We start from the raw sequence: 20,713 nt of genomic DNA on the forward strand, positions 1-20,713 counted from the left end.
GACATTTCCGCCGGGGATTCCCCCAGGTCGGCAGCAGGCGCGGGCCCGGTGCCCCCGCCCGGCGGCCGTGGTGGTTGATCGTGCCGTCCCCGGGCAGTCGCCCCCGGAAGCCACCCCTCCGGGCCCCGCCCTCCGGGGGTGGACCGGGCCCGTCGCCGTGTCCGCACGGCTCTCGGAGCCGTGGCCGTACGGGACGGCGGCGGGGCCGTACGCACGCGACCACACGCGGCGGAGCGCCGGCCGGCGCTCCGCCGGAACGGGAGGCACCGTGACCGCCGACAAGACCCTCGCCCTGCTCCTCAAGGGCTACGCCTGGCTCCCCGGGCTGCGCCGCGACCATCCCGGCGACGGGCCGCTGCGCACCCGTCTCATGGGGCGGCCGGTGCGGGTGCTGCACGGGCCCGGGGCGGTGGCCTCTTTCTACGACGAGCACCACGCGCGGCGGCACGGCGCGCTGCCCGGCCCGGTCCTGGACACCCTCTTCGGGCGGGGAGCCGTGCACACCCTGGACGGCACGGACCACCGGGCCCGCAAGGCACTGTTCCTGGCGCGGCTCACGGACCCCGCCGCCGTCGGCGCGCTCGCCGGGCGGGTGCGGGAGGAGTTCCGGGCGGTCGTCGGCGGCCGGCGCGGCCAGGAGGTCCGCCTCTTCGACGAGGCCGCCCTCGTCCTGGCACGCGCGGTGAGCGACTGGGCCGGGCTGCCCGGCGGCGACCGGGCGGCCACCGACCGGCTGGCCAGGGACTGCGTGGCCATGGTCGACGGCTTCGCCACGCCCGGGCCCCGGCATCTGCGGGCCCGGCGGGCGCGGGCCCGCCAGGAGGAGCTGCTGTCCCGAGTGGTCGTTCAGGCACGGGAGTCCGGCGCCGCCGCGGACACCCCCTTCGGGGCGGTGCTGAGCCACCGGGAGGCGGACGGCACGCTCCTGGACCCGCACACGGCCGCGGTGGAGCTCCTGAACATCGTGCGGCCCACGGTCGCGATCGCCTGGTTCACGGCCTTCGCCGCGCACGCGATGAGCCGGCGCCCGGCCGTGCGGCGGCGGCTCGCGGAGGAGGACGACCGGGGCGCGTACGCCGTCTCGTTCGCGCACGAGGTCCGGCGGTTCTACCCGTTCGTGCCCTTCCTGGGCGCTCTCGCGCCCGACGGTCTGGTCCTGGACGGCGAGCGTCTGCCGCGCGGCACGATGCTGCTCCTGGACGTGTTCGGGCAGAACCACGACCCGGAGCTGTGGGAGGAGCCGTACCGTTTCGACCCGGAGCGGTTCCTGCGGGCCGAGCCGCACCGCGACGACCTGATTCCGCAGGGCGGGGGGCCGCGTGAGGGGCACCGCTGCCCGGGTGAGGACATCACGGTCGCGGTCCTGTCGGTGCTGGCGCGGGAGCTGGCCCGGCTGGACTTCGCCGTCCCGGACCAGGATCTGCGGATACCGCTGCACCGGATCCCGACCCGGCCCCGCAGCGGTGTCCGGCTGGTGGTCGGGACCTGAGCCGGAACCCGACCGGCTGCGCCGGAGCGGTCGGCGTCTGCCGCAGCGGTTCCCGGACCTTCGCCCTTCCGGTCGTCTCCGTCCCTGTGATCGCGTCCGAAGGGGGCGGACGCCTCGTCCCCGGGTCGGTGCGCGGCTGCCCGGGGCGGCGGCGTGCTGCCTCACGGCACATGCCGGTGCCCGCCGCGCCCCGGCGGGTGCGGCGGGCACGGGCATCCGGTCAGCGGCCGGCGAAGGTGCTTTCGAAGCGCTGGAAGGCGCTCTCCTGACGCCACTGGGCGGCGGCGCGGGGGCTCGTGGTCAGCAGTTCGCGGCAGGCCCCGTCGGGCTCGGCGGCGCCGGGGCGGGCGGCGCGGCAGGCGGCGGTGAGACGGTAGCCGTCGCGGGTGGGGTTGCCGCGCCACAGGCTCCGGCCGGGCAGGAAGGCGTACTGGAGGGAGGCCCGGGCCAGGTCCTTGAGCTCGGGGTAGGACAGGCCGTAGGTCCGGGCGGCGTACTGGTACTCGTGGGTGATGTCGACGCGGCTGACGCCGGGGTCGTCGGTGGCCAGGACGACCGGCACGCCGTGGGCGCGGTAGGTCTCGAAGGGGTGGTCGTCGCCCTTGACGCCGAGGATCTGGGCGTTGCTGGTGAAGGGGACCTCGACGGCGACCTGGCGGTCCGCCATGGCGCGGGCGGTGCGGTGCCAGTCGTCCTCGTGGACGAGGTCGACGCCGTGGCCGACGCGTTCGGCGCCCGCGACGCCGACGGCTTCGGCGATGTGGAAGGTGAGGTCGGCGGGCTTGACCAGGCCGGGCCACAACTCGCCGGCGTGCAGGGTGACGTGGGCCTTCGGGTAGGTCTTCCGGAGGTGGGCGATCATGCGCATGTGGAGGCGGTAGTCGCGGAGCGCGACGGCGCCGTCCTCGGGCTGGACGAGGTTGACGGCGACGAAGCGGCCGTCGCGTTCGGCGAGGCGCATGCCCAGGGCGATCTGGGTGAAGACCCGCTCGGGGGCGGTGCCCCGCGAGACCTGGGAGATCCAGCGGACGGGCAGCGCGCAGCCGGGCCGGGCCCGCTCGGTGCCGCAGGCGGCGGCCCGGCGGAACTCGGCGTCGCCCTGGTCGGCCTCCGCGCGCGCCTCCTGGACGAGCCGGTCGAGGCGCCCGCCGGCGGTGAGCCTCTTGTGGAGGGCGGTGAGGTCGTCGGTCCAGCCGACCTCCGCCGCCAGCCTCTTGGCGCCCTCCGAGGCGGGGGTGACCATGGTCTCCAGGTAGAACTGGTTCTGCCGGACGACGTCGTCGGCGACCTCGGCGAGGAGCTTGCCCCGGTGACGCCAGGTCACCTCGCCGAACTTGCCGAAGGCGTCGAAGAAGTGGTCGTGGCCGTTGCCGCCGGGCGGGAAGTCCTGCATGGACCAGGCGCGCACGATCGCGTCGTGGAAGGCCCGGTCGGTCAGCGCGTCGGCGGCCGGGCGGGTGCCGGCGCCGCACGGGGCGGCGACGGCGGTCATCGTGCGGGTGTCGACGCACAGTCCGTCCTCGGCGGCGAGCCGGATCAGGTACTCCGTGGACACCGCCCCGGCGAGGTGGTTGTGCAGGTCGCCGCCCTTGGGGAGGCGTTCGAAGAAGCGGCGGGCGAGGCGGGGGTCGGCGCGGACGGCGTCCAGGTAGGCGGCGGTCGCCGCCTCCGCCGGGGTCCGCGCGCCGGACGCGGCCGCGGGGCGCTTCTCCGAGGGGGAGGCCGCGGAGGGGGTCGCGGCGAGCAGGGGGACGAGGCTCAGCGCGCCGAGCGCGGCGGGCAGGAGTCGGCGGGTACGGAGGCGGGTACGGCCTCCGGTTCCGGTGGGTGTCGAGATCACGGGCGACATGATCACGTACGGTGACCGTCCCGGCCGGGCCCGACGCGGAACTCGCGGCGAAGGCCACCCGACCGGGGCACGGGTCGTTCACATGCTCAGGCGTCGACCGCGACGGTGTCGGCCGTACGTTCGGCCTGCGCCGGCGCCGGGGCGGCGGGCTCGCGGCGGCGCGGGAACCGCCGGGCGAGCGGCTCGGTGAAGCGGGCGGTGAGCGGCCCGAGGAGCACGAGGATCAGGACGTAGGCGGTGGCCAGCGGGCCGATGCGGGGTTCGACGCCCACCGCCAGGCCGGCGATGACGATGGAGAACTCGCCGCGTGCGACGAGCGTGCCGCCCGCCCGCCAGCGGCCGGCGCCGCCGATGCCGGCGCGCCGTGCCGCGTACCAGCCGGTGGCCACCTTGGTGAGGGCGGTGGCCACGGCGAGGATCAGGGCGGGGACGAGGACCGGCGGGATGTCGGCGGGGTCGGTGGAGAGCCCGAAGAAGACGAAGAAGACGGCCGCGAACAGGTCGCGGAGCGGGGTGAGGAGCGTGCTGGCGCCTTCGGCGACCTCCCCGGAGACGGCGATGCCGACGAGGAAGGCGCCGACGGCGGCGGAGACCTGGAGCTGCTGGGCGATGCCGGCGACGAGCAGGGTGAGACCGAGGACGACGAGGAGGAGCATCTCGGCGTTGTCGGAGGAGACGGCCCGGCTGATGAGGCGGCCGTGGCGCAGGGCGACGTAGAGGACGGCGCCGACGGTGCCGAGGGAGATGAGCAGGGTGACCGCGCCGCCGGCGAGGCTCACCCCGGCCAGCAGGGCGGTCAGGATCGGGAGGTAGAGCGCCATCGCCAGGTCCTCGATGACGAGGACGCCGAGGATGACGGGTGTTTCCCGGTTGCCGAGGCGGCCGAGGTCACCGAGGACCTTGGCGATGACCCCGGAGGAGGAGATCCAGGTGACGCCGGCGAGGGCGACGGCGGCGACGGGGCCCCAGCCGAGGAGGAGCGCGGCGGCGGCGCCGGGCACGGCGTTGAGGACCAGGTCGACGGCGCCGGAGGGGTACTGGGTCCGCAGGTTGGTGACGAGTTCGGAGGCGCTGTACTCCAGGCCGAGCAGGAGCAGCAGCAGGATCACGCCGATCTCGGCGCCGGTGGCGACGAACTCCTCGCTGGCCTGGAGGGGGAGGATGCCGCCGTGGCCGAAGGCGAGCCCGGCGAGCAGGTAGAGGGGTATCGGTGAGAAGCCCACCCGGCCGGCCAGGCGCCCGAGCAGGCCCAGGGCGAGGATGATGGCTCCGAGTTCGATGAGCAGGGCGGTCGTGTGGTGCACGGGCGTCGGACCTCCGGTCGGGTGCGGTGACGGCGTCAGTGCCTTCGGGACGCGGGCGGGCCCGGGTCCCCTGAGCTGCGCGGGTGGGACGGTACGGGGGGGGCACGGCGGGCGAGCGGGTGGCGCGGGCGGGCGGCGGCCGTGGGGTACGGCGGGGCCGGGGCGCGTGGCGTACGCCGGCGCTCCCGCCCGGGGAGGGTCCGGCGGGGCGAGGCCGGCGGGGCGTCAGGAGCGGGCGGTGGCGCGCCCGGTATCGGGTACGCCGTCGCGGGCCGTGTCGTCGATGCGTACGGCCCGGGCGGGACGGCGGCGGCGCCTTCGGGGCGCCGTGGGGGCGGACGCGCGGGGAATGTGTGTGTCTCGCACCGCGGCGCACCCCCGAACCCGTTCACCGGCGGCGGCCGGACGGCCGCTCGCTCCACTTCCAGGAAAGATGAGCGCGTCTCCGCCCGGTCGAGCGTAAGCGCCCGGTAAAGAATCTTACCGTAGGACATTTTCCGCGTGCGGGGAGTGAGCGGTCGTCCCGGGAGGAAGGGGTCACTCCCGGCCCAGGATCACGGCGGCGGCCTCGACGCCCTCGCGGGTGCCGATCACGAGGAGCGTGTCCCCGCCCACGAGCCGGAAGTCCGGTGCCGGGGAGGGGATCGCCTCGGCCCGGCGCAGCACGGCGACCACGGACGCACCGGTCTCCGAGCGCAACCGGGTGTCTCCGAGCGTCCGCCCGTTCCAGTGGGCGTGGGCGGAGAGTTCGATCCGGTCGGCGACGAGCCCGAGGTCGGTGGTGGACAGGAGGCTGGAGCTGTGGTGGGCCGGCATCAGCGCGCCGATCAGCGCTTCCGCCTCCCCCGCCGTCAGCCGGGCCGACAGGGCGCACTCGTCGGGATCGTCCCTGCGGTAGGCGTTGAGCGTGCGGCTGCCGTCGCGGTGGGCGATGACCGACAGGCGGCGGTGCTCGCGGGTGGTGAGGTCGTAGCGCACCCCTATCCCGGGGAGGGGCGTGCTGCTCGTGTGCGGAACCGGCATGGGGACTCCCGGACTGTGCGGTCGGACGGACGCCGTCGATCGTGATCCCTCGCGCACCGGACGGGCAAGCCCGACCCGCTCGCGAGGACGCGGGCCGGGACCGGGAGGGGAGGTCTCAGCGGGGAGCGAGGGCGAGGACCCGGGTCAGGGCGCCGCCGGGCCGGGCGGTGAGCTCCTCCCAGGTGCCCTCCTCCACGATCCGGCCGCCCTGGAGCACGGCGATCCGGTCGGCCCGGCGGATGGTGGCGGGCCGGTGGGCGATGACCAGCGTGGTCCGCCCCGCACGCGTGCGGGCCAGCGCGGCGGCGAGCTCGGCGTCGCCGCCGTTGTCCAGGTGGGCGGTGGTCTCGTCGAGGACGAGGACCCGGGGGTCGGAGAGCAGCGCGCGGGCGAGGGCGATGCGGGCGCGCTGGCCGCCGGAGAGCGTGGCGCCGCGCTCCTCGATCAGGGTGCCGAGGGCGGCGACGCGGTCGACGCCGCACAGCTCCGCCACCTCGGCCAGCCGGTCGTCACCGGCGTCGGGCGCGGCCAGGCGGAGGTTCTCGGCCAGGGTGCCCCGGAAGAGGGGGGTGTCCTGGCCGACGACGGCGATCGCGCTCCGGAGCTCGGTGTCGGCCAGTTCGCGCAGGTCGACGGGCTCGCCCGTGCCGGGCACCAGCCGGACCGCGCCCGCGAGCGGATCCCAGAAGCGGGCCAGCAGGTGGGCGCAGGTGGACTTGCCCTCCCCTGAGGCGCCGACGAGCGCGAGCGTCCGGCCGGCGGGCACGGTGAGGTCGAGGTCCCGGAGCACCGGCCGGCCCCCGTAGCCGAAGCTCACCCTCTCCAGCCGCAGCCCGAGTGGGCCGGGCGGCAGCGGGCGCGGGGCGGCGGGTTCGGGGGCGAGGGCCGGGGCCGTGACCGCCGCGTCGACCCGGGAGGCGGCGGCGCGCAGCCCCATGGCCTGGCTGAGCGAGCGGGCGGACTCGGCGACCGGGCCGAGCACGGCCAGGGCCAGGGCCATCGCCGCGGGTGCCCAGGCGCCGTCGAGCCGTCCGGCGCTCACGGCACGGGCCGCGGCGGCCACGACGCCGAGGACGGCCAGAACGATGAGCAGATCCCGTACGGCGGCGGACACGGCCTCGCGGGTGACCTCGGCGCGCTGGGCGTCCCCGAGGCTCCGGCCGCGCGCCGCCAGCCGTTCGCGGCGGGCGGCCAGCCCGCCGAAGGCCAGCAGTTCGCGCAGGCCGTCGACGGTCTCCACGGTGTCGGCGGACAGTTCGGCGGCGGCCCGCCGGGTCCGGCCGCCGCGGACCGTACGGGCTCGGGCGTCGGCGAAGGGGGCCAGGACGAGGAGCAGCGCGGCCGGGAGGAGGGCGGCGAGGAGCCAGGGTTCCGTCCTTGCCAGCACCACCGCGCCACCGGTGAGGACGGTGCCCGAGGCGAGGAGTTGGGCGGTGGTGTGCGCGTAGAAGAACTCCAGGGACTCCACGTCGGCCATCGCCGTCGCGGCCAGGTCACCGCTGCGCCGGCCCGCCACCCGGGCGGGGGCGCTGCGGGCGAGGCCGTCGAAGATCCGTACCCGCAGCTCGGCGAGGACCCGGTAGGCCAGGTCGTGCGAGAGGTCCATCTCCCGCCAGGTCGTCAGGGCGCGCAGGACGACCAGGGCGGCGAGCGCGGTGACGGTGGCGGCCGAGGGGGCGCGGCCGGTGCCGATCGCGCTGCCGACGGTGTACGCGGCCAGGGTGACGAGGGTGACCAGGGAGGCCTGTTCGGCGACGGCGGCGGCGCAGGTGCGCGCGATCATGGCCCGGTGTCCGGCGAGCGCCGGCAGGAGGGCACGCAGCGCGCCCCGGCCGTGGGGCAGGTCAGGGGCGGTGCTCATGCGGCGAGTCCTTCGTCGTGGGTGCGGCCCGCCGCGGCGAGCTCGGCGTAGAGTCCCCCGGCGGCGACGAGGGTGGCGTGGTCGCCGACGGCGTCCACGCGGCCGCCGTCGAGGACGACGATGCGGTCGGCGTGCCGCACGGCGGCGAGCCGGTGGGCGACGACGAGGACGGTCCGGCCGCGCGCGGCGGCCGTCAGGTCCCGGACGATCGCGGCCTCGCGGCGTTCGTCGACGGCGCTGGTGGCCTCGTCCAGGACGAGGACGGAGGCGTCGGCGAGCAGCGCGCGGGCGAGGGCGAGGCGCTGCCGCTGGCCGCCGGAGAGCGTGGCGCCGCGTTCGCCGAGGACGGTGGCGTAGCCGTCGGGGAGGGCGGCGATCTCGTCGTGGACGCCGGCGGCGCGGGTGGCGCGTTCCAGGTCGGCGTCGGTGGCGCCGGGCCGGGCCAGCCGCAGGTTGTCCGCGATGGAGGCGTGGAAGAGGTAGGTCTCCTGGGAGACGACGGCGATGCCCCGGCGCAGGGAGTCCAGGGTGTACGCGGTGGTGGGGCGGCCGTCGACGGCGACCCGGCCGCTTTCGGGGTCGTGGTGCCGCAGGAGCAGGCCGAGCAGGGTGGACTTGCCCGCGCCGGAGGGGCCGACGAGCGCGGTGGTCCGGCCGGCTTCGGCGGTGAAGGTGACGCCGCGCAGGGTGGGCGCCCCGGCGCCGGGATGGGTGAAGGTGACGTCCTGGAAGTCGATCCGGGGTGCCCGGTGCCGGCGGGCCGGGACGCTTCCCGTGTCCGGGACGGCCGGTTCGGCGGTGCGCAGGGCGGCGAGGCCGTCGGCGGCGGACGCCCCGAGGTAGCCGGCGTGCCATTCGCGGGCCAGGTCGCGGACGGGCCGGAAGCACTCGCCGGCGAGCAGCAGCACCAGGTAGGTGCCGGTGGGGGCGGTGCCACCCGTGGCGGCGGACCAGCAGGCGAGCAGCGCGGCGGCGGCCGTGCCGCCCTGGACGGCCAGGTCGGTGATGCCGGTGTCGACCAGGGAGACCCGGAGCTGGGCGACGGTCGCCCGGTGCAGTTCGGCGGAACGCTCCTCCAGACGCCGCCGGGTGCGGCCGACGGCGCCGGCGGCGCGCAGGGCGGGCATGCCCTGGAGGGCTTCGAGGTAGTCGGCCCCCAGCCCTTCGTACGTGTCCCAGTGCTCCTTGCCGCGCCGGGCGAGGAGCCGGTCCCAGGCGCGGGGGCCGGCGAGGGCGAGGAGCAGGGCCGGGACGAGTCCGAGGAGCGCGAGCGGTTCGACGGCGGCGACGAGGACCAGGAGCGGGACGGGCGCGACGAGGGTGACGAGCAGCTGCGGCAGGTAGCGGGAGACGTAGGCGTCGACGCCCTCCACGCCGTCGACGAGGGTGGTGCGGACGGCTCCCGTCCTGGCGGTCGTCAGATGCGCGGGCCCGAGCCGGCCGAGGTGGGCGAGGAGTTCGTCGCGCAGCCGGACCCGGACGCGGGCGCCGGCACGCGCGGCGGTACGGCGCTGGGCGCAGCCGAGTGCGGCGCGGACGGCCACCACGCCGAGGACCGCCGCGAGCAGCGCGGGGAGGGACTCGGTGCGGCCGAGGGCGACGGCGGCGAGTGCCTGGGCGAGCAGGACGGCCTGGGCGAGCCAACCGAGGGTGACGGCCCCTTGGAGGAGGGTGGCGGCGAGCAGCGTGCGGCGCGCGTGGCGTGCGGCGCGGCGCAGCTCCGGGTGGATGATCACGGGGTCCTCTTCTCGGCTCGGCCCGACGGCCCGGCCCCGCGCCCCCGCCCGCCGGCGGGGGTGAGGGAGAGGGCGAGGCCGTGGACGATCCAGTTCTGTTCGGGTGCGCCGCCGAGGGCCGCGCCGAGGTCGGCGCCCTGCCAGGAGCCGACGGGCCGGCAGGCGAGGCCGTGCCGGGCGGCGGTGAGCTGGGCGCGGCCCACGGCGTACCCGGCGTGGAGGTGGTCGCGGCGGATGCGGGGCGCGTCGGCGCCGGACGGGCAGCCGTGGGCGAGCAGGACGGCGCCGGCGCCGGCGAGCCAGCCCTGCCCGGCCGCCCAGACGGCGAGGGCGGGCCGGGCGTCGCTGGCGGCGAGCCGGCGCAGGGTGCCGTCGGGCGCGCTCTCGAGGAGTGCCGGTTCGGGGCCGCCGACCGCGACGCACCAGCGCAGGTGCCCGGCGCCCGCCGCGCGTGCCGTGGCGAGGACGGCGCGCAGGGCGCCCGGGTCCGGCGTGCCGGTCAGCGGCGGCGGGGCGCTGCGGCGGGCGAGGAGTTCGGCGGGGGTGGGCGGTGCGGGGTCGGTGGTGGCGGGGGTCGACGGCGGGGGGACGTGAACGGTGGCCTGCGGGGTCTCCTCCGCGCCGTCGAGGCGGGGACGCGGCGGTACGGCGCCGAGCGCGAGCGCGGCGAGACACAGCGCGGCGGCGGCGTGCCCGGTGTCGAGCAGCAGCAGGGGCGCGGCGCGGTGGCCGTAGTGGGCCTCGGTGCGCCGGGGGGTGACGGCGAGTTCGACGGTCACGCCGGGCGGTACGGCGAGGGGGCCGGCGTGCGGTGCCGTACCCGGGTGCGGGGGTGCGGTCCGGGACCCGGCCCGGGGCGCTCCGGGCGGGGCGGGGGCCGGCCGGTGGGTCAGCGGGTGGGCGCGGTGGGTCAGCGGGTCGTAGCCGTACCGTCCCGGCGGCAGCGAGCCGCCCTCGCCGACGGCCAGGACCGCGTCCACCGGGTGCAGGGCGCCGGCGGACGGAGCCGGCCGGAACCGGCCCGTGGCGTCGGCCGCGGCCAGGGAGAGGCGGAGCAGCCGGTCCAGGTCGAGCCGGCCGGGCCCGGCCGGGGGAAGGGCGAGGCCGGGTCCGGGCCAGGCGGGGACCGGCGGCCCGGCGGAGGTGTCGGGCCCGGGTGCCTCGGCGCCGCGGGCCCGGGCGAGGGCGGTGACGAGATCCACGGCGCGGCTCACATGTGGGGCGGAGGGGCGAGGGTGAAGTCCTCCGGCGCGCGGGGCGCGGTGGTGCGCCAGCCCCGGGCCACGGCGGTCTCCGCGAGCCGCGGACAGCCGAAGTAGCCGAACGCGGCGGGGGCGTTCGGGAGGAGCCCGGAGACCAGGACCCGGGCGACGCGGAGCGCCGTCTCGCCGATGTCCTCGGTCGTCAGATCGAAGGTCATGACGCGGTGGCCACCGTGTTCCAGGGCCTCGTCCATGGCCCGCCTGCTGCCGGGGGCGACGGCGGAGAGGGGGACGAGACCGAGCGCGGGCGCGGTGAAGCGCCGGGCTTCGGCGGCCATGCGCGGGTCGAGCCAGACCTGGACGTGCGCGCCGAGGTCCCGTACGCGCGCGAAGTGGTCGCCGCAGGAGTCGAGGTAGCGCCGGTCCTCGCGGTGGTCGAGGTAGAGGCCCTTGGCGAGCAGTCCGGCGTCGACGGCCTGGAAGACCCAGCCGTCGGGGTCGGTGAGGCCCTGCGTGAAGACCCAGGTGTGCACGGCTTCGAGGACGGCCTTGCGGGCGGCGTCGGCGGGGTCGTACTTGCAGGCGAACCCGGCGGCGTAGAGGTCGAGCCGCGGGTCGTGGACGAGGGCGGCCATGCAGGGGGCGAACTCGGAGGGCATCTCGGTGATCCACACCCGCAGTCCGCTGCCGGCGAGGTCGTCGGCGAGGCCGGGCACGGTGGCGGGGTCGATGCCGCGGGTGGGGCCGTCGAGGTGCCACCACAGTTCGAGGGCGTCACGCTCGGCGATTTCGAGCAGGGCGCGTTCGACGGCGTCGTCGAGGCCCTGGCCGGTGGCGATGCCCGCGTAGTTGAGGTGGTGGGTGCGGGGCAGCGCACGCAGATCGCCCTGCCGCCAGTTGAGGTGGGTGAGGGCGACGGGCGCCCACACCTCGGTGGTTTCGCCGCCGGGCAGCCGTTCGGTGCCGCGTGCCCACAGGGCGGGGGTGTCGCCGGTGAGGGGCCGGTAGGGGAAGCCGGGGCGGGCGTACTGCCAGTCGGCGTACGCGGGGAGGTCACCGGGCCCGTAGAGCCGCAGGCCCCGGGCGGCCAGGTCGGCGGCGGTGGCGCGCAGCGGGGCGTCGGGGTGGCCGGGTGGCGGGACGCGGTTGCCGCAGTAGCGTTCGACGCCCTCGGCTATGGCGGCGATCCGGGCGGTGTCGGGGTCGCCGAAGGAGGTGCCGAGGGAGACCCGGTCGGCGGGCCAGAGGCCGAGCCTGCGGGCGTCGGCCACCTCCGCGGTCATCGCGGTGTAGCGGGGCGGGGCGCCGGCCGGGTGGTCGACGGGCTTGACCTTGCGGACGATGCCGCAGACGGGGTCGACCAGGGCGTCCAGCGGCAGCGGCCGGGGTGCGGGCGGGGGCGGGGGCGTCATCGCGGTATCTCCTCGGCGGGGTCGGCGGGGACGGGGCGGCTGCGGAGCACGCTCAGCCGGAGTGCGGCGCGGGCCGGGTCGACCTCGCGCGGGGAGGGGGCGAGCCGGGTGGCCGTGACCGGGTCCTCGCCGGTGTGCGGATTGCGGGCGTGGGCGGGGAAGTGGTGTCCGGCGATCTCCACGCGGAGCCGGGTGCCGGCCCGCAGCCGCCGGGCGATCCGTCCCAGGTCCACCGTGAACTCCTCGTACGCGTCGGGCCGTCCGGTCCGCCGGACGACTCCCAGGGCGAGCCGCTCGGCGGGCCCCTCGGGGGTGAGGGCGACGAGGCGTGCGAACCAGTCGGCGGACGGGGTGCCGGCGCGGGCGCGCAGCCGCAGCGTCGCGGGGCCCAGGAGGTCGAGTGGGCGCGGCAGCGGTGCGGTGGCGAGGACGCAGCGGTCGGCCACCGGGCGGCCCGTGGGCACGGTCAGGTCGGCGGAGGACACCGGGTGCCGGGGGTCGGCGGTGAAGCGCGTTCCGTGCAGGGGGGCCAGGCGGGGTGCGTACGGCGTGCCCTCGGCGTCCGCCGGCACCCACAGGGGGCTGCCGGCGAGGGCGAGCGCGCCGGACCGTCCGGGTGTGATCCGGCCGGCGAGGGCGCGGTGGGCCCAGTGGGCGTAGAGGTCGCCGAGGCGCAGGCGGTGGGCCGGGTGGGCGCCGGGACCCGGGGCGGTGACCAGGCCGTGCCCCCACGGGCCCATGAGCAGCCGCGCCGACGGGCCGCCCCAGCCCTGCCAGAGGGCGAAGGTGTCGGCGGCGAAGTGGTCGTGGTGCCCGCCGACGGCCAGGAGCGGGAGGCGGGCCGTGCCGGCCCGCGCCGGCAGGGCCCCCCGGTCGTGGTGGTCCCACACGCGCGGCCAGGACGGCAGGTGTCTGCCGAGGCGGTGCGGAAGGTCGAGGAGCGGCAGGTGGGCGAGGGCCGCCGGGTCGGCCGCGAGGGCCTTGTCGAGGGCGGCGCCGTCGGAGTCGGGCCGGTCGCCGTGCGCGGCCCACCATCCGGCACGCGCCAGGAGCCGTTCGGCGCCCGAGGGTTCGCGGGCGGTGTCGGCGGGGCCGAGGGCGGGCACGGCGGCGATGACGGCGTCGGGGCGCGCGTCCTCGGGCGCGTCCAGGGCGAGGGTGAGGGCGCAGTGGGCGGCGTAGGAGGCGCCGGCGGCGACGAGGCGCCCGTCGCTCCACGGACGGCCGCGGATCCAGCGGGCGGTGACCGCCCCGTCGGACGCCTCGTCCGTGTAGGGCCGCCACTCCCCCGGCGAGGCGTGCCGGCCGCGGACGTCCTGCGCCACGGCGGCGAACCCCCGGCGGGCCCAGCCGCGCAGTTCGGCGCGGTGCGCCCGGCGGTCGTACGGGGTGCGCAGCAGGACGGCCGGGAACGGGCCGGGGCCCTCCGGCAGCCGGACGTCGGTGGCCAGGCCTTCCACGGCCGTGGTGAACGCGCTCACCGGGCGGCGGCCGGCGGCCGTGCGACGTCGGGGACGGGCAGGACCGGGTGTTCGGTGACGGTCAGGGTGCGCAGGTCGACGCGGCGCAGGCGGCGCCGGGCGGGCAGGGTGCCGGTGTCCGGGGCGCCGGTGGCCCAGCGGGTGAGGTCGTCGGCGAGGAGCGCGGCGAGCAGGGCGGCGGCCGGGGCGGTGAGCCGTACGGGCGCGCCGCTCGTCCGGGGGCCGCTCCAGTAGGCGGCCAGTTCGCGGTGGGCGGGGGTGGCGGCGAGGCGGCGGGCGCGGACGTGGGCGGAGGTGACGTCGCCGGGGAGGGCGGCGACCGGCTCCACGTACGCCTGCCAGCCCTCGCGGTGGCTGCGCAGCCAGGCGATCCGCCGTGCGGGCAGCCGGTCGGCCTCGTCCCACAGGCCGTCGGGAACGGGTCCGTCGAGGCACCACACGACGGCGGCGGTGTCCGCGGGGAGCGGTTCCCCGGGCGTACCGGGGCGGGGTTCGGCCCCCGAGGCGCGCAGCAGGCGGGCGAGCGGGCCGGTGAGCACGGGGTCCCCGAGGAGGAGGACGGTGCGGCGGTCGGCGGGCCAGGGGGTGGGGGCGTGCGGCTCGGTGCGCCCCGGGTTCGTGCCGTCGGGGTGCTCGGGGGCGGTGAGGTAGCCGGCGGCGTCGAACGCGGCGACGAGCCGGTCGAGTTCGGGGGCGGATCCGGTACGCGGGCCGGCGTCGGCGTCCTCACCGGTGCCGGTCCCGGTGGTGTCGCCCGGCGGGGCGGTGGCCGGGACCGTCCCGGCCAGGCGGGCGCACAGCGCGTCGCCGTACACGTCGCCCGTGCGGACCCGGAGGAACTCACCGTCGGCGGTGCGGACGGCCAGGCCGTCCCCGCCGACGGCGACGACCTCGACTCCCGGTGCGAGCTGACTGCGGGCCACGTCGGTTCTCCTACGGGTCGGGAGGGGAAAGGGAGGCGGGCCCGCCCTGGGAGGACGGGCCCGCGGGTGAGGGAGAAGCCCTCGCTTACTCCTCGGTGTCCTCGAAGGGGTTCTCGACGAGGGCGTTGGAGTGGGAAGCCGAGTCGTGGGCCAGCTGACCCGGGTCGACGATCGGAGCGAAGACCTGCTCGTTCTCCATGAACGTTCCTCCTTCACAAGGCGGTTGTGGTGCCCGGTCGAGCCCCACGACCGGAACACTAATGAATATGATTATCGTTTTACTAGTCGTCGAGAGGGTGATCTGGGTAACACACCGGCCAGTCGCCCTCGGGGTCCCGGCCCACCCGGCCGGCGACACGGAGCACGTCCGCGAGGAACGCCGGGGTGACCACCTCCTTCGGCGACCCCTCGGCCACCACCCGCCCGTCCCTCAGTGCCACGATCCGCTCGGCGAACCGGGCGGCGTGGGCGAGGTCGTGGAGCACCATGACGACGGTCAGCCCCCGCTCCTCCCGCAACCGCACCACCGTGCGCAGCACGTCGAGCTGGTGGTGCAGATCGAGGTACGTGGTGGGCTCGTCGAGCAGCAGGACACGGGTGTCCTGGGCCAGGGCCATGGCGAGCCGTACCCGCTGCCGCTCGCCGCCGGACAGGGCCTCCACCGGACGCTCTGCCCAGTGCGCCACCCCGACGTCCGCCAGGGCGCGGCGCGCCACCGCGTCGTCGCCCTCGCGCAGCATGCCGAGCGGGCCGCGGGCCGCGTACCGCCCCTGACGCACCAGCTGACGTACCGTCATACCCGGCACCGACGGGGCCGACTGGTGCAGCAGGGCCACGTGGCGGGCGGCGGCCCGCCGGGAGAGCCGGGCGAGGTCGTGCTCGCCGAGCAGCACCCGGCCCGCGCCGGGCCGCAGGAGCCCCGCCGCGAGCCGCAACAGGGTCGACTTGCCGCAGCCGTTGAGGCCCACCAGGGCGGTGAGTTCTCCCGGCGCGACGTCCAGGTCCACGCCTCGCAGCACGGGCCGGCCCGGGTATCCGAAGTGGACCCCCTCGACCCGGATGCCGACGGGTTCGCTCATGCTCAGTCCTTCGTCTCCGTCGCGCGCGTCGCGCGTCCGTCAGGTCCGCAACGCCCGTGGGGCCCGCCGAGCGGACGGGCCCCACGGACGGGCGTCAGAAGCCCCGGTCCGGGGCGCGGCGCACGACCAGCAGCAGCAGGACCGCGCCGGCGCAGGTGGTGAGCGCTCCGACGGGCAGGGTCAGCCGCTCGCCGGTCTCCGTCCCCGCCAGGAGCGTCGAGGCGGCCTGTGCCGCCGCGTCCGCGCCGCACACCACGACCGCGCCGAGCAGCGCCGCCCCGGGCAGGGACAGCCGCAGGTCGGCGCCGAACACCGCGACCGCCAGGTGCGGGACGAGCAGCCCCACGAACCCCAGCGCGCCCACGGAGGCCACGGCCCCCGCGGTCAGGGCCACCGCGCACAGCAGGGCGAGCGTCCGGGCCCGCGGCACCGACAGGCCCGCGGCGGCGGCGAGTTCGTCACCGCAGCGCAGCAGGGTCAGCGGCCCGGAGAGCAGCCAGGCCGCGAGGAGCCAGGGCAGCGCCCAGGGCCAGAGCAGGTTCCAGTGCTCCCACACCCGGCCCTCGGTGCTGCCGACGAGCCACTGCACGACGCTGCCGAGTTCCCCGGGGGCGACGAGCAGCACCATCGCGGTGAGCCCGCCCAGGACCGCCGAGACCAGCACCCCGTGCACCACGGTCTGCGCCGGGTCGCCCCCGCCCCGGCCGGCCAGCAGCCAGAGCAGCCCGGCTCCGGCGCAGCCGCCCGCGTACGCCGCCACGACCACGGCGAACGGCGACTCCCAACCGGCGAGGCCGAGCCCCGTCGCGGTGACGGCACCGAGCACCGCGCCCGGGGTCACACCGGTGACCTCGGGGCCCGCGAGGGGATTGCGCAGCGCCGACTGGAGGATTAGGCCGGCCGCCCCGAGGCAGGCGCCCGCGCCCAGGGAGACCAGCAGGCGCGGCAGGCGCAGCTGGAAGAGGACGTGCCGGTCCAGCGCGTCACCACCGCCGGTCAGCACCTCGGCCACCAGGCCGGGGGACATCGCCCGGCCGGCGAGGAGGGAGGTGCCCGCGGCCAGGAGGAGGAGCGGCACGAGCGTCCCGAAGCGCCGGCCGGTCCGCCCCCGGCTCGCGGGCGTGGGCGCCGTGGCCGCCGCGACCGTCGACGTGTCGGTGCTCCGCGAGGTCGTGGGGTTCCGGGGGGCCTTCGGGTGCCGCGAGGTGCCGGTGTTCTGCACGGGGTGCGGGGAGTCCGTCATCACGCGGCCCTCCGCAGCAGGGCCACCCCGGCCGGTACGCCGAGGAGCGCCGTCCAGGCGCCGGCCGGCGTCTCGACGGGGGCGAGGGCCAGCCGGGCCGGGACGTCCGCGAGGGCGACCACGGCCGCTCCCCAGGCGGCCGACCACGGCAGCCAGCGCACGGCGTCGGCGCGGGGGGCGAGGCGGCGGGCCAGATGGGGGGCGAGGAAACCGACCCAGGCGACCGGGCCGCAGACGGCGGTCACCGGGGCGATGAGGACGACGGCCACGGCGAGCGCCGTGAACCGCGCCCGCCGCACCCGCACGCCCAGCGCCTCGGCGTCGTCGTCGCCGAGGCGCAGCACGGCGAGCACGGGCGCGCAGAGCACCAGGGCGGGGACGGCGATCAGCAGCCACGGCCAGAGGCCCGTGACGTCCTCCCAGGTGCGCGCGGAGAGCGAGCCCAGCAGATAGCGGTAGATCAGCTGGAGGTCGAGCTGGTCGGCCATCACCATGAGGACGAGCAGCGCGGCCTGCAGGGCGGCGGCGACCGCGGCGCCGGTGAGGAGGACGGCGGAGGGACTGCGGCCGAGGCCGGCGGCGAGCAGGGTGAGGCCGCCGCCGAGCGCGGCTCCGCCGATGGCCAGCAGCGGCTCGACGGCGGCGGGCACCGCCACCGCGAGGACCAGGGGCGCGGCCACCCCCAGGGCGGCCCCGGAGGACACGCCCAGCATCTCGGGGACGGCCAGCGGGTTGCGCAGCGCCTCCTGCAGGACCAGTCCCGCCGCCCCCAGGCAGGCCCCGGCGACCAGCGCCAGCACCAGGCGCGGGACGCGCAGTTCGGTGACGACGACCCGGGCGATCTCGTCGCCGCCGCCGAACAGCCGGTGCGGCGCCACGTACGGGGTGCCCAGGGACAGGGCGCACCAGGCCGCCACCAGGAGCAGGGCGGCGAGGGCGGCCGGCTGCGCCCACCGGCGTACCCGTGCGCCCCGCTCCCCCGGCGGCCGCTTCCGCGCACCGGCGGCGGAGGGATCCGCCGCCGGTGCGAGGGACTCGGTGGGCGTGCTCACCGGAGGGCGGCCACGGCCTCGTCGAGGACGAGGCCGAGCGAGCGCGTGCCGCGCCCCTTGGCCCAGACCTCGGAGTCGACCTCGTGCACGTCGCCGTTCCGGACGGCGGGGATCTTGCTCCACAGGGGGTTCTTCGCGAGCTTCTCCGACAGGGTGCCGTCCGGCTCGCCGAAGCTCATCGTCTCGACGAAGAGGACGTCCACGTCGCGCGCGAGGATCTCCTCCAGGCTGTAACTGCCCTCGACGCCCCGGGACTTCCACGGGTAGTCGGCGAGCTTGGGGAGGAGACCGGCGGCGACGTCGGTGCCGGGGACGGCCACGCCGAAGTTCTCGTCGCTGCCGTAGATGATCAGGGCGGTCTTCTCGCTGCGCTGCCGTTCGGCGGCGGCCAGCTTGGTGCGGAAGGTTTTCTCCGCCTTCTCGCCCTCGGCCGTGCGGCCGGTGAGCGCGGCGAGGTCACGCAGGTAACCCACGCTGTCCTGCCAGGTGGTGGGCTGTACGGGCCAGAACGTGGTGGCGCCCTTGAGCGCGGGCGCGAGCTTGCCGTGGGTGTCCTCGAGCCCGATCACCAGGTCGGGCTTGTGCGACAGGATCGCCTCCACCTCGGGGGCGATGAACCCGCCCGGAACGACCGCGACCCGCTTGGCCTTCTCCTCGCCGAGGAAGCCGGGCCGGGCGAGGAGCCGGCTGTTGGTGGCGACCGGGACGAGGCCCAGTTCGGTGAGGATGTCGTCGCAGATCGCCACCAGGCAGACGATGCGCTCGGGCTTGCGCTGCAGGGAGACGGAGACTCCCCGGGCGTCCTTCAACGCGCGTGTCTCCTTGATGGGTTCGACCCTGATGTCGGTGACCTCGCCCTTGGCGCCGGTGGCTCCGTTGCCGGCGGCCGGGGTCTGTGCGGACGTGCCGCACCCCGCCAGGACGGAACCCAGGATGACGGCGGCCAGACCGCGCCGTACGACTCTCAGACGTGAGCGCAGCATCGGTGCCCTCGTTTCTTCTCGTGGTCCGGAAACGCACCGACCATACATGATAATCATTTTCACCAAGATGGCCCCTGGACCACCCGCCCCGACGGAGGACCACCGATGACCCCCACTCCCCTGCTCCTGCTCTCCGACCACGTCGAAGGAGCGGTGCATCTCGTGACGGTGCCGGACGGCACCCCGGCCGGAGGGCTGCGCGGCCGGCATCTCTCGGAGCACGCGGGGTTCCTGTCCCTGCCCGGCGGACGGGTCGCCTGCGTGGACGACCGCCGGGGCGAACTGCTCGTCCTCGCCCCCTACGGCCCCGGACCCGAACTCGTGGAGTGCGCCGTCCCCGTGGCCGTACCGGCCGAGCACCTCGCGGCCGACCCCTCGGGGCGGTGGGTGGCCGTCACCACCGGACTCGGCCGGAACACCGCGCCCTGGTCCCCACTCGTCACCGTCGTGGACCTGTCCACCGGGGACGCGGTCCGGGTGCGTACCCGCCCGGGCGAACCGGGCGTGACCGTGCTCGGCCCGCGCGAACCGCTGCTCGTCCTGCGGCACCGCGAGCCGGGCGCCCTGGCCGTCCACCGGTTCGCCGAGCTTCTCGCCGCCCCGCCCGGCTGCCCGGAGGTCACGCCCGCCGAGGTTCTCCCGCTCCCCGGCGACGGCCACGGCGACGCCCAGGACCCGCTGGAATCACGGGTGTTCGCGGCCACGGGCGAGGGAGTGCACCGGGCGCGACGGGACGGTGACAGCCTGGTCGCGGAGGCCCCGATACCCTGGGGCGCCCCCGGCCCCGCCCGCGGCTGGTACCTCCGGTTCGACCCCCGGCGGCGGGCCCTGTGGTCCACCCTGCGCGGCGGCCCCGCCGACCCGCTGCGCTGGCCGGACTGGACGAACCAGGCCTGGCGCCACGACCTGGACACCGGCCGCACGGCCCGTACCGACCTGGGCCCCGGCCTCGTCTTCCGGCTGGCCCTCACCCGCACCGCCGGCGCGTTCGCCCGCGTCCACCCCGACGGGGACGAGCTGGTCCTGCTGGACGACGACGGTACGACGCGGCGCGTGCCGCTCCCGGCCATGAGCGGCGCGCCCCGGCGCGGCGGCACCCCGTGGGAGGGCGTGCAGCGCAGGGCGGTGGCGGCCTCACCGGAGGCGGACTGGGTGGCGGTGACGCGGGGCGGCCACGGCGAGGTCCACCTCGTGGACGCCCGCACCGCGACACCGGCGGCCCCCCTTCGCGTACCGACCCCGCTCCACCACGGAGGTCACGCGGTCCTGCTGCCGCAGCCGGGTGGCGCCGGTGGCGATCTCGTGGGGCGGTGAGCGGTGCGGCGCACGTCCCCACGGCCCCGTCGGCGGCACGGCACCCCTCAACGGCCCTGCGTCCGGCACCGATAGGGTCCGGGGGTGGGAGCGGGCCTCGGGACCGAGGGGCACCGCGGTATGCCGCCGGGGGGAGCGACACATGGGGCAGCGGGGGGCGTCACGGGACGCCGTCACCGTCGAGCGCATGGACGGAGCGGCCGCCGTACAGGCCCAGGAGGCGTTCAGGCTGATCTACGCCGAAGCCTTCGCCGAGCCCCCGGCCCGCGAGACCGAGGACGACGTCGCCGCCGCGTTCGCCCGGTTCCCCGCTCTCGCGGGCAGGCCGGGCTTCCGCGCCGCCCTGGCCCGCACGGAGGAGGGTGAACCGGTCGGCCTCGCGTACGGCCACCCGCTTCCCCCCGACGCCGTCTGGTGGGACGAACTGACCCACGCCGTCCCGGACGACCTGCGGCGGGAGGACGGGCACCGCACCTTCGGACTGCGGGAACTCGCCGTACGCGGACCGTGGCGCGGACAGGGCATCGCCCGGCGGCTGCACGAGACGCTGCGCGAGGGCCTGCGGGCCGAGCGGATGCTGCTGAACGTCCACCCGGAGAACACCGCGGCGTCGGCGGCCTACCGGTCCTGGGGTTACCGCGCGGTCGGTGAGGCGCGACCCGGTGGCACGGGGACCGTCCTTCACCGCGTCATGCTGCTCGACCTGCGCTGACGGCGCCGGCCGGTACGCCGCGGCCTCCCGCCGCCCCGCCTACCACACCT

The 20,713-nt window shown here is 77.1% G+C and carries 17 protein-coding genes; 3 read left to right on the plus strand and 14 right to left on the minus strand.

Annotated elements, in window-relative coordinates; translation table 11 throughout:
- The first annotated feature begins 268 nt into the window (after window positions 1–268).
- Complete coding sequence (locus ACFY60_RS19625; RefSeq protein ID WP_388612017.1) at window positions 269–1,489, plus strand: cytochrome P450; 1,221 nt, start codon at window positions 269–271, stop codon at window positions 1,487–1,489.
- A 220-nt stretch (window positions 1,490–1,709) separates the two neighbouring features.
- On the opposite strand, the gene ACFY60_RS19630 is transcribed toward ACFY60_RS19625, so the two are convergent.
- From ACFY60_RS19630 to ACFY60_RS19695, 14 genes are all read right to left on the minus strand, one after another.
- Window positions 1,710–3,338 carry an adenosine deaminase gene (locus tag ACFY60_RS19630; protein WP_388612018.1) on the minus strand — a complete coding sequence of 543 codons (1,629 nt, stop codon included), beginning with the start codon at window positions 3,336–3,338 and terminating at the stop codon, window positions 1,710–1,712.
- Window positions 3,339–3,424: 86 nt separating this feature from the next.
- A complete protein-coding gene (locus ACFY60_RS19635; RefSeq protein ID WP_388612019.1) occupies window positions 3,425–4,642 on the minus strand; it encodes a cation:proton antiporter in 1,218 nt (405 codons plus the stop codon).
- Between the two features lie 537 nt (window positions 4,643–5,179).
- Window positions 5,180–5,665: a TrkA C-terminal domain-containing protein gene (locus ACFY60_RS19640; protein ID WP_309050806.1), complete on the minus strand. Its 486-nt coding sequence runs from the start codon at window positions 5,663–5,665 to the stop codon at window positions 5,180–5,182.
- Window positions 5,666–5,780: 115 nt separating this feature from the next.
- The gene (locus ACFY60_RS19645; protein WP_388612020.1) at window positions 5,781–7,526 is read right to left on the minus strand and encodes an ABC transporter ATP-binding protein; all 1,746 of its coding nucleotides are present in this window, start codon (window positions 7,524–7,526) and stop codon (window positions 5,781–5,783) included.
- Entirely contained in the window at window positions 7,523–9,262 is a 1,740-nt protein-coding gene (locus ACFY60_RS19650; protein WP_388612021.1) for an ABC transporter ATP-binding protein/permease, read from the minus strand. Before ACFY60_RS19650 ends, ACFY60_RS19645 begins: the two co-directional genes overlap by 4 nt.
- Entirely contained in the window at window positions 9,259–10,464 is a 1,206-nt protein-coding gene (locus ACFY60_RS19655; protein WP_388612022.1) for a SagB/ThcOx family dehydrogenase, read from the minus strand. The genes ACFY60_RS19650 and ACFY60_RS19655 overlap by 4 nt, the downstream gene beginning before the upstream one ends.
- An 8-nt stretch (window positions 10,465–10,472) precedes the next feature.
- Entirely contained in the window at window positions 10,473–11,876 is a 1,404-nt protein-coding gene (locus ACFY60_RS19660) for a YcaO-like family protein (protein ID WP_388612023.1), read from the minus strand.
- Complete coding sequence (locus ACFY60_RS19665) at window positions 11,873–13,357, minus strand: CocE/NonD family hydrolase (protein ID WP_388612024.1); 1,485 nt, start codon at window positions 13,355–13,357, stop codon at window positions 11,873–11,875. Before ACFY60_RS19665 ends, ACFY60_RS19660 begins: the two co-directional genes overlap by 4 nt.
- A complete protein-coding gene (locus ACFY60_RS19670) occupies window positions 13,354–14,280 on the minus strand; it encodes a hypothetical protein (RefSeq protein ID WP_388612025.1) in 927 nt (308 codons plus the stop codon). The genes ACFY60_RS19665 and ACFY60_RS19670 overlap by 4 nt, the downstream gene beginning before the upstream one ends.
- An 85-nt stretch (window positions 14,281–14,365) precedes the next feature.
- Window positions 14,366–14,479, minus strand: a complete 114-nt coding sequence (gene amiA / locus ACFY60_RS19675) for a streptamidine family RiPP (RefSeq protein WP_309051450.1) — start codon at window positions 14,477–14,479, stop codon at window positions 14,366–14,368.
- A gap of 82 nt (window positions 14,480–14,561) precedes the next feature.
- Window positions 14,562–15,359, minus strand: a complete 798-nt coding sequence (locus ACFY60_RS19680; protein WP_388612026.1) for an ABC transporter ATP-binding protein — start codon at window positions 15,357–15,359, stop codon at window positions 14,562–14,564.
- Between the two features lie 94 nt (window positions 15,360–15,453).
- Window positions 15,454–16,386 carry a FecCD family ABC transporter permease gene (locus ACFY60_RS19685; RefSeq protein ID WP_388612128.1) on the minus strand — a complete coding sequence of 311 codons (933 nt, stop codon included), beginning with the start codon at window positions 16,384–16,386 and terminating at the stop codon, window positions 15,454–15,456.
- Window positions 16,387–16,601: 215 nt separating this feature from the next.
- Window positions 16,602–17,528, minus strand: a complete 927-nt coding sequence (locus ACFY60_RS19690; protein ID WP_388612129.1) for a FecCD family ABC transporter permease — start codon at window positions 17,526–17,528, stop codon at window positions 16,602–16,604.
- Between the two features lie 122 nt (window positions 17,529–17,650).
- Complete coding sequence (locus ACFY60_RS19695; protein WP_388612027.1) at window positions 17,651–18,637, minus strand: ABC transporter substrate-binding protein; 987 nt, start codon at window positions 18,635–18,637, stop codon at window positions 17,651–17,653.
- Between the two features lie 105 nt (window positions 18,638–18,742).
- Here ACFY60_RS19695 and ACFY60_RS19700 point away from each other — a divergent pair, with 105 nt between their 5' ends.
- Window positions 18,743–19,951 carry a hypothetical protein gene (locus ACFY60_RS19700; RefSeq protein WP_388612028.1) on the plus strand — a complete coding sequence of 403 codons (1,209 nt, stop codon included), beginning with the start codon at window positions 18,743–18,745 and terminating at the stop codon, window positions 19,949–19,951.
- 142 nt (window positions 19,952–20,093) lie between these two features.
- Window positions 20,094–20,663, plus strand: a complete 570-nt coding sequence (locus tag ACFY60_RS19705; protein WP_388612029.1) for a GNAT family N-acetyltransferase — start codon at window positions 20,094–20,096, stop codon at window positions 20,661–20,663.
- Window positions 20,664–20,713 lie beyond the last annotated feature (50 nt).

The sequence above is a fragment of the Streptomyces sp. NPDC012827 genome (assembly GCF_042900905.1).
GTDB classification, from domain to species: Bacteria; Actinomycetota; Actinomycetes; order Streptomycetales; family Streptomycetaceae; genus Streptomyces; species Streptomyces gulbargensis.

Coding starts and splice junctions, on each gene's coding strand:
- ACFY60_RS19685 (WP_388612128.1), bottom strand. CDS start 16,386: ATGTCCCCCGGCCTGGTGGCCGAGGTGCTGACCGGCGGTGGTGACGCG.
- ACFY60_RS19630 (WP_388612018.1), bottom strand. CDS start 3,338: ATGTCGCCCGTGATCTCGACACCCACCGGAACCGGAGGCCGTACCCGC.
- ACFY60_RS19705 (WP_388612029.1), top strand. CDS start 20,094: ATGGGGCAGCGGGGGGCGTCACGGGACGCCGTCACCGTCGAGCGCATG.
- ACFY60_RS19680 (WP_388612026.1), bottom strand. CDS start 15,359: ATGAGCGAACCCGTCGGCATCCGGGTCGAGGGGGTCCACTTCGGATAC.
- amiA (WP_309051450.1), bottom strand. CDS start 14,479: ATGGAGAACGAGCAGGTCTTCGCTCCGATCGTCGACCCGGGTCAGCTG.
- ACFY60_RS19660 (WP_388612023.1), bottom strand. CDS start 11,876: ATGACGCCCCCGCCCCCGCCCGCACCCCGGCCGCTGCCGCTGGACGCC.
- ACFY60_RS19640 (WP_309050806.1), bottom strand. CDS start 5,665: ATGCCGGTTCCGCACACGAGCAGCACGCCCCTCCCCGGGATAGGGGTG.
- ACFY60_RS19645 (WP_388612020.1), bottom strand. CDS start 7,526: ATGAGCACCGCCCCTGACCTGCCCCACGGCCGGGGCGCGCTGCGTGCC.
- ACFY60_RS19700 (WP_388612028.1), top strand. CDS start 18,743: ATGACCCCCACTCCCCTGCTCCTGCTCTCCGACCACGTCGAAGGAGCG.
- ACFY60_RS19695 (WP_388612027.1), bottom strand. CDS start 18,637: ATGCTGCGCTCACGTCTGAGAGTCGTACGGCGCGGTCTGGCCGCCGTC.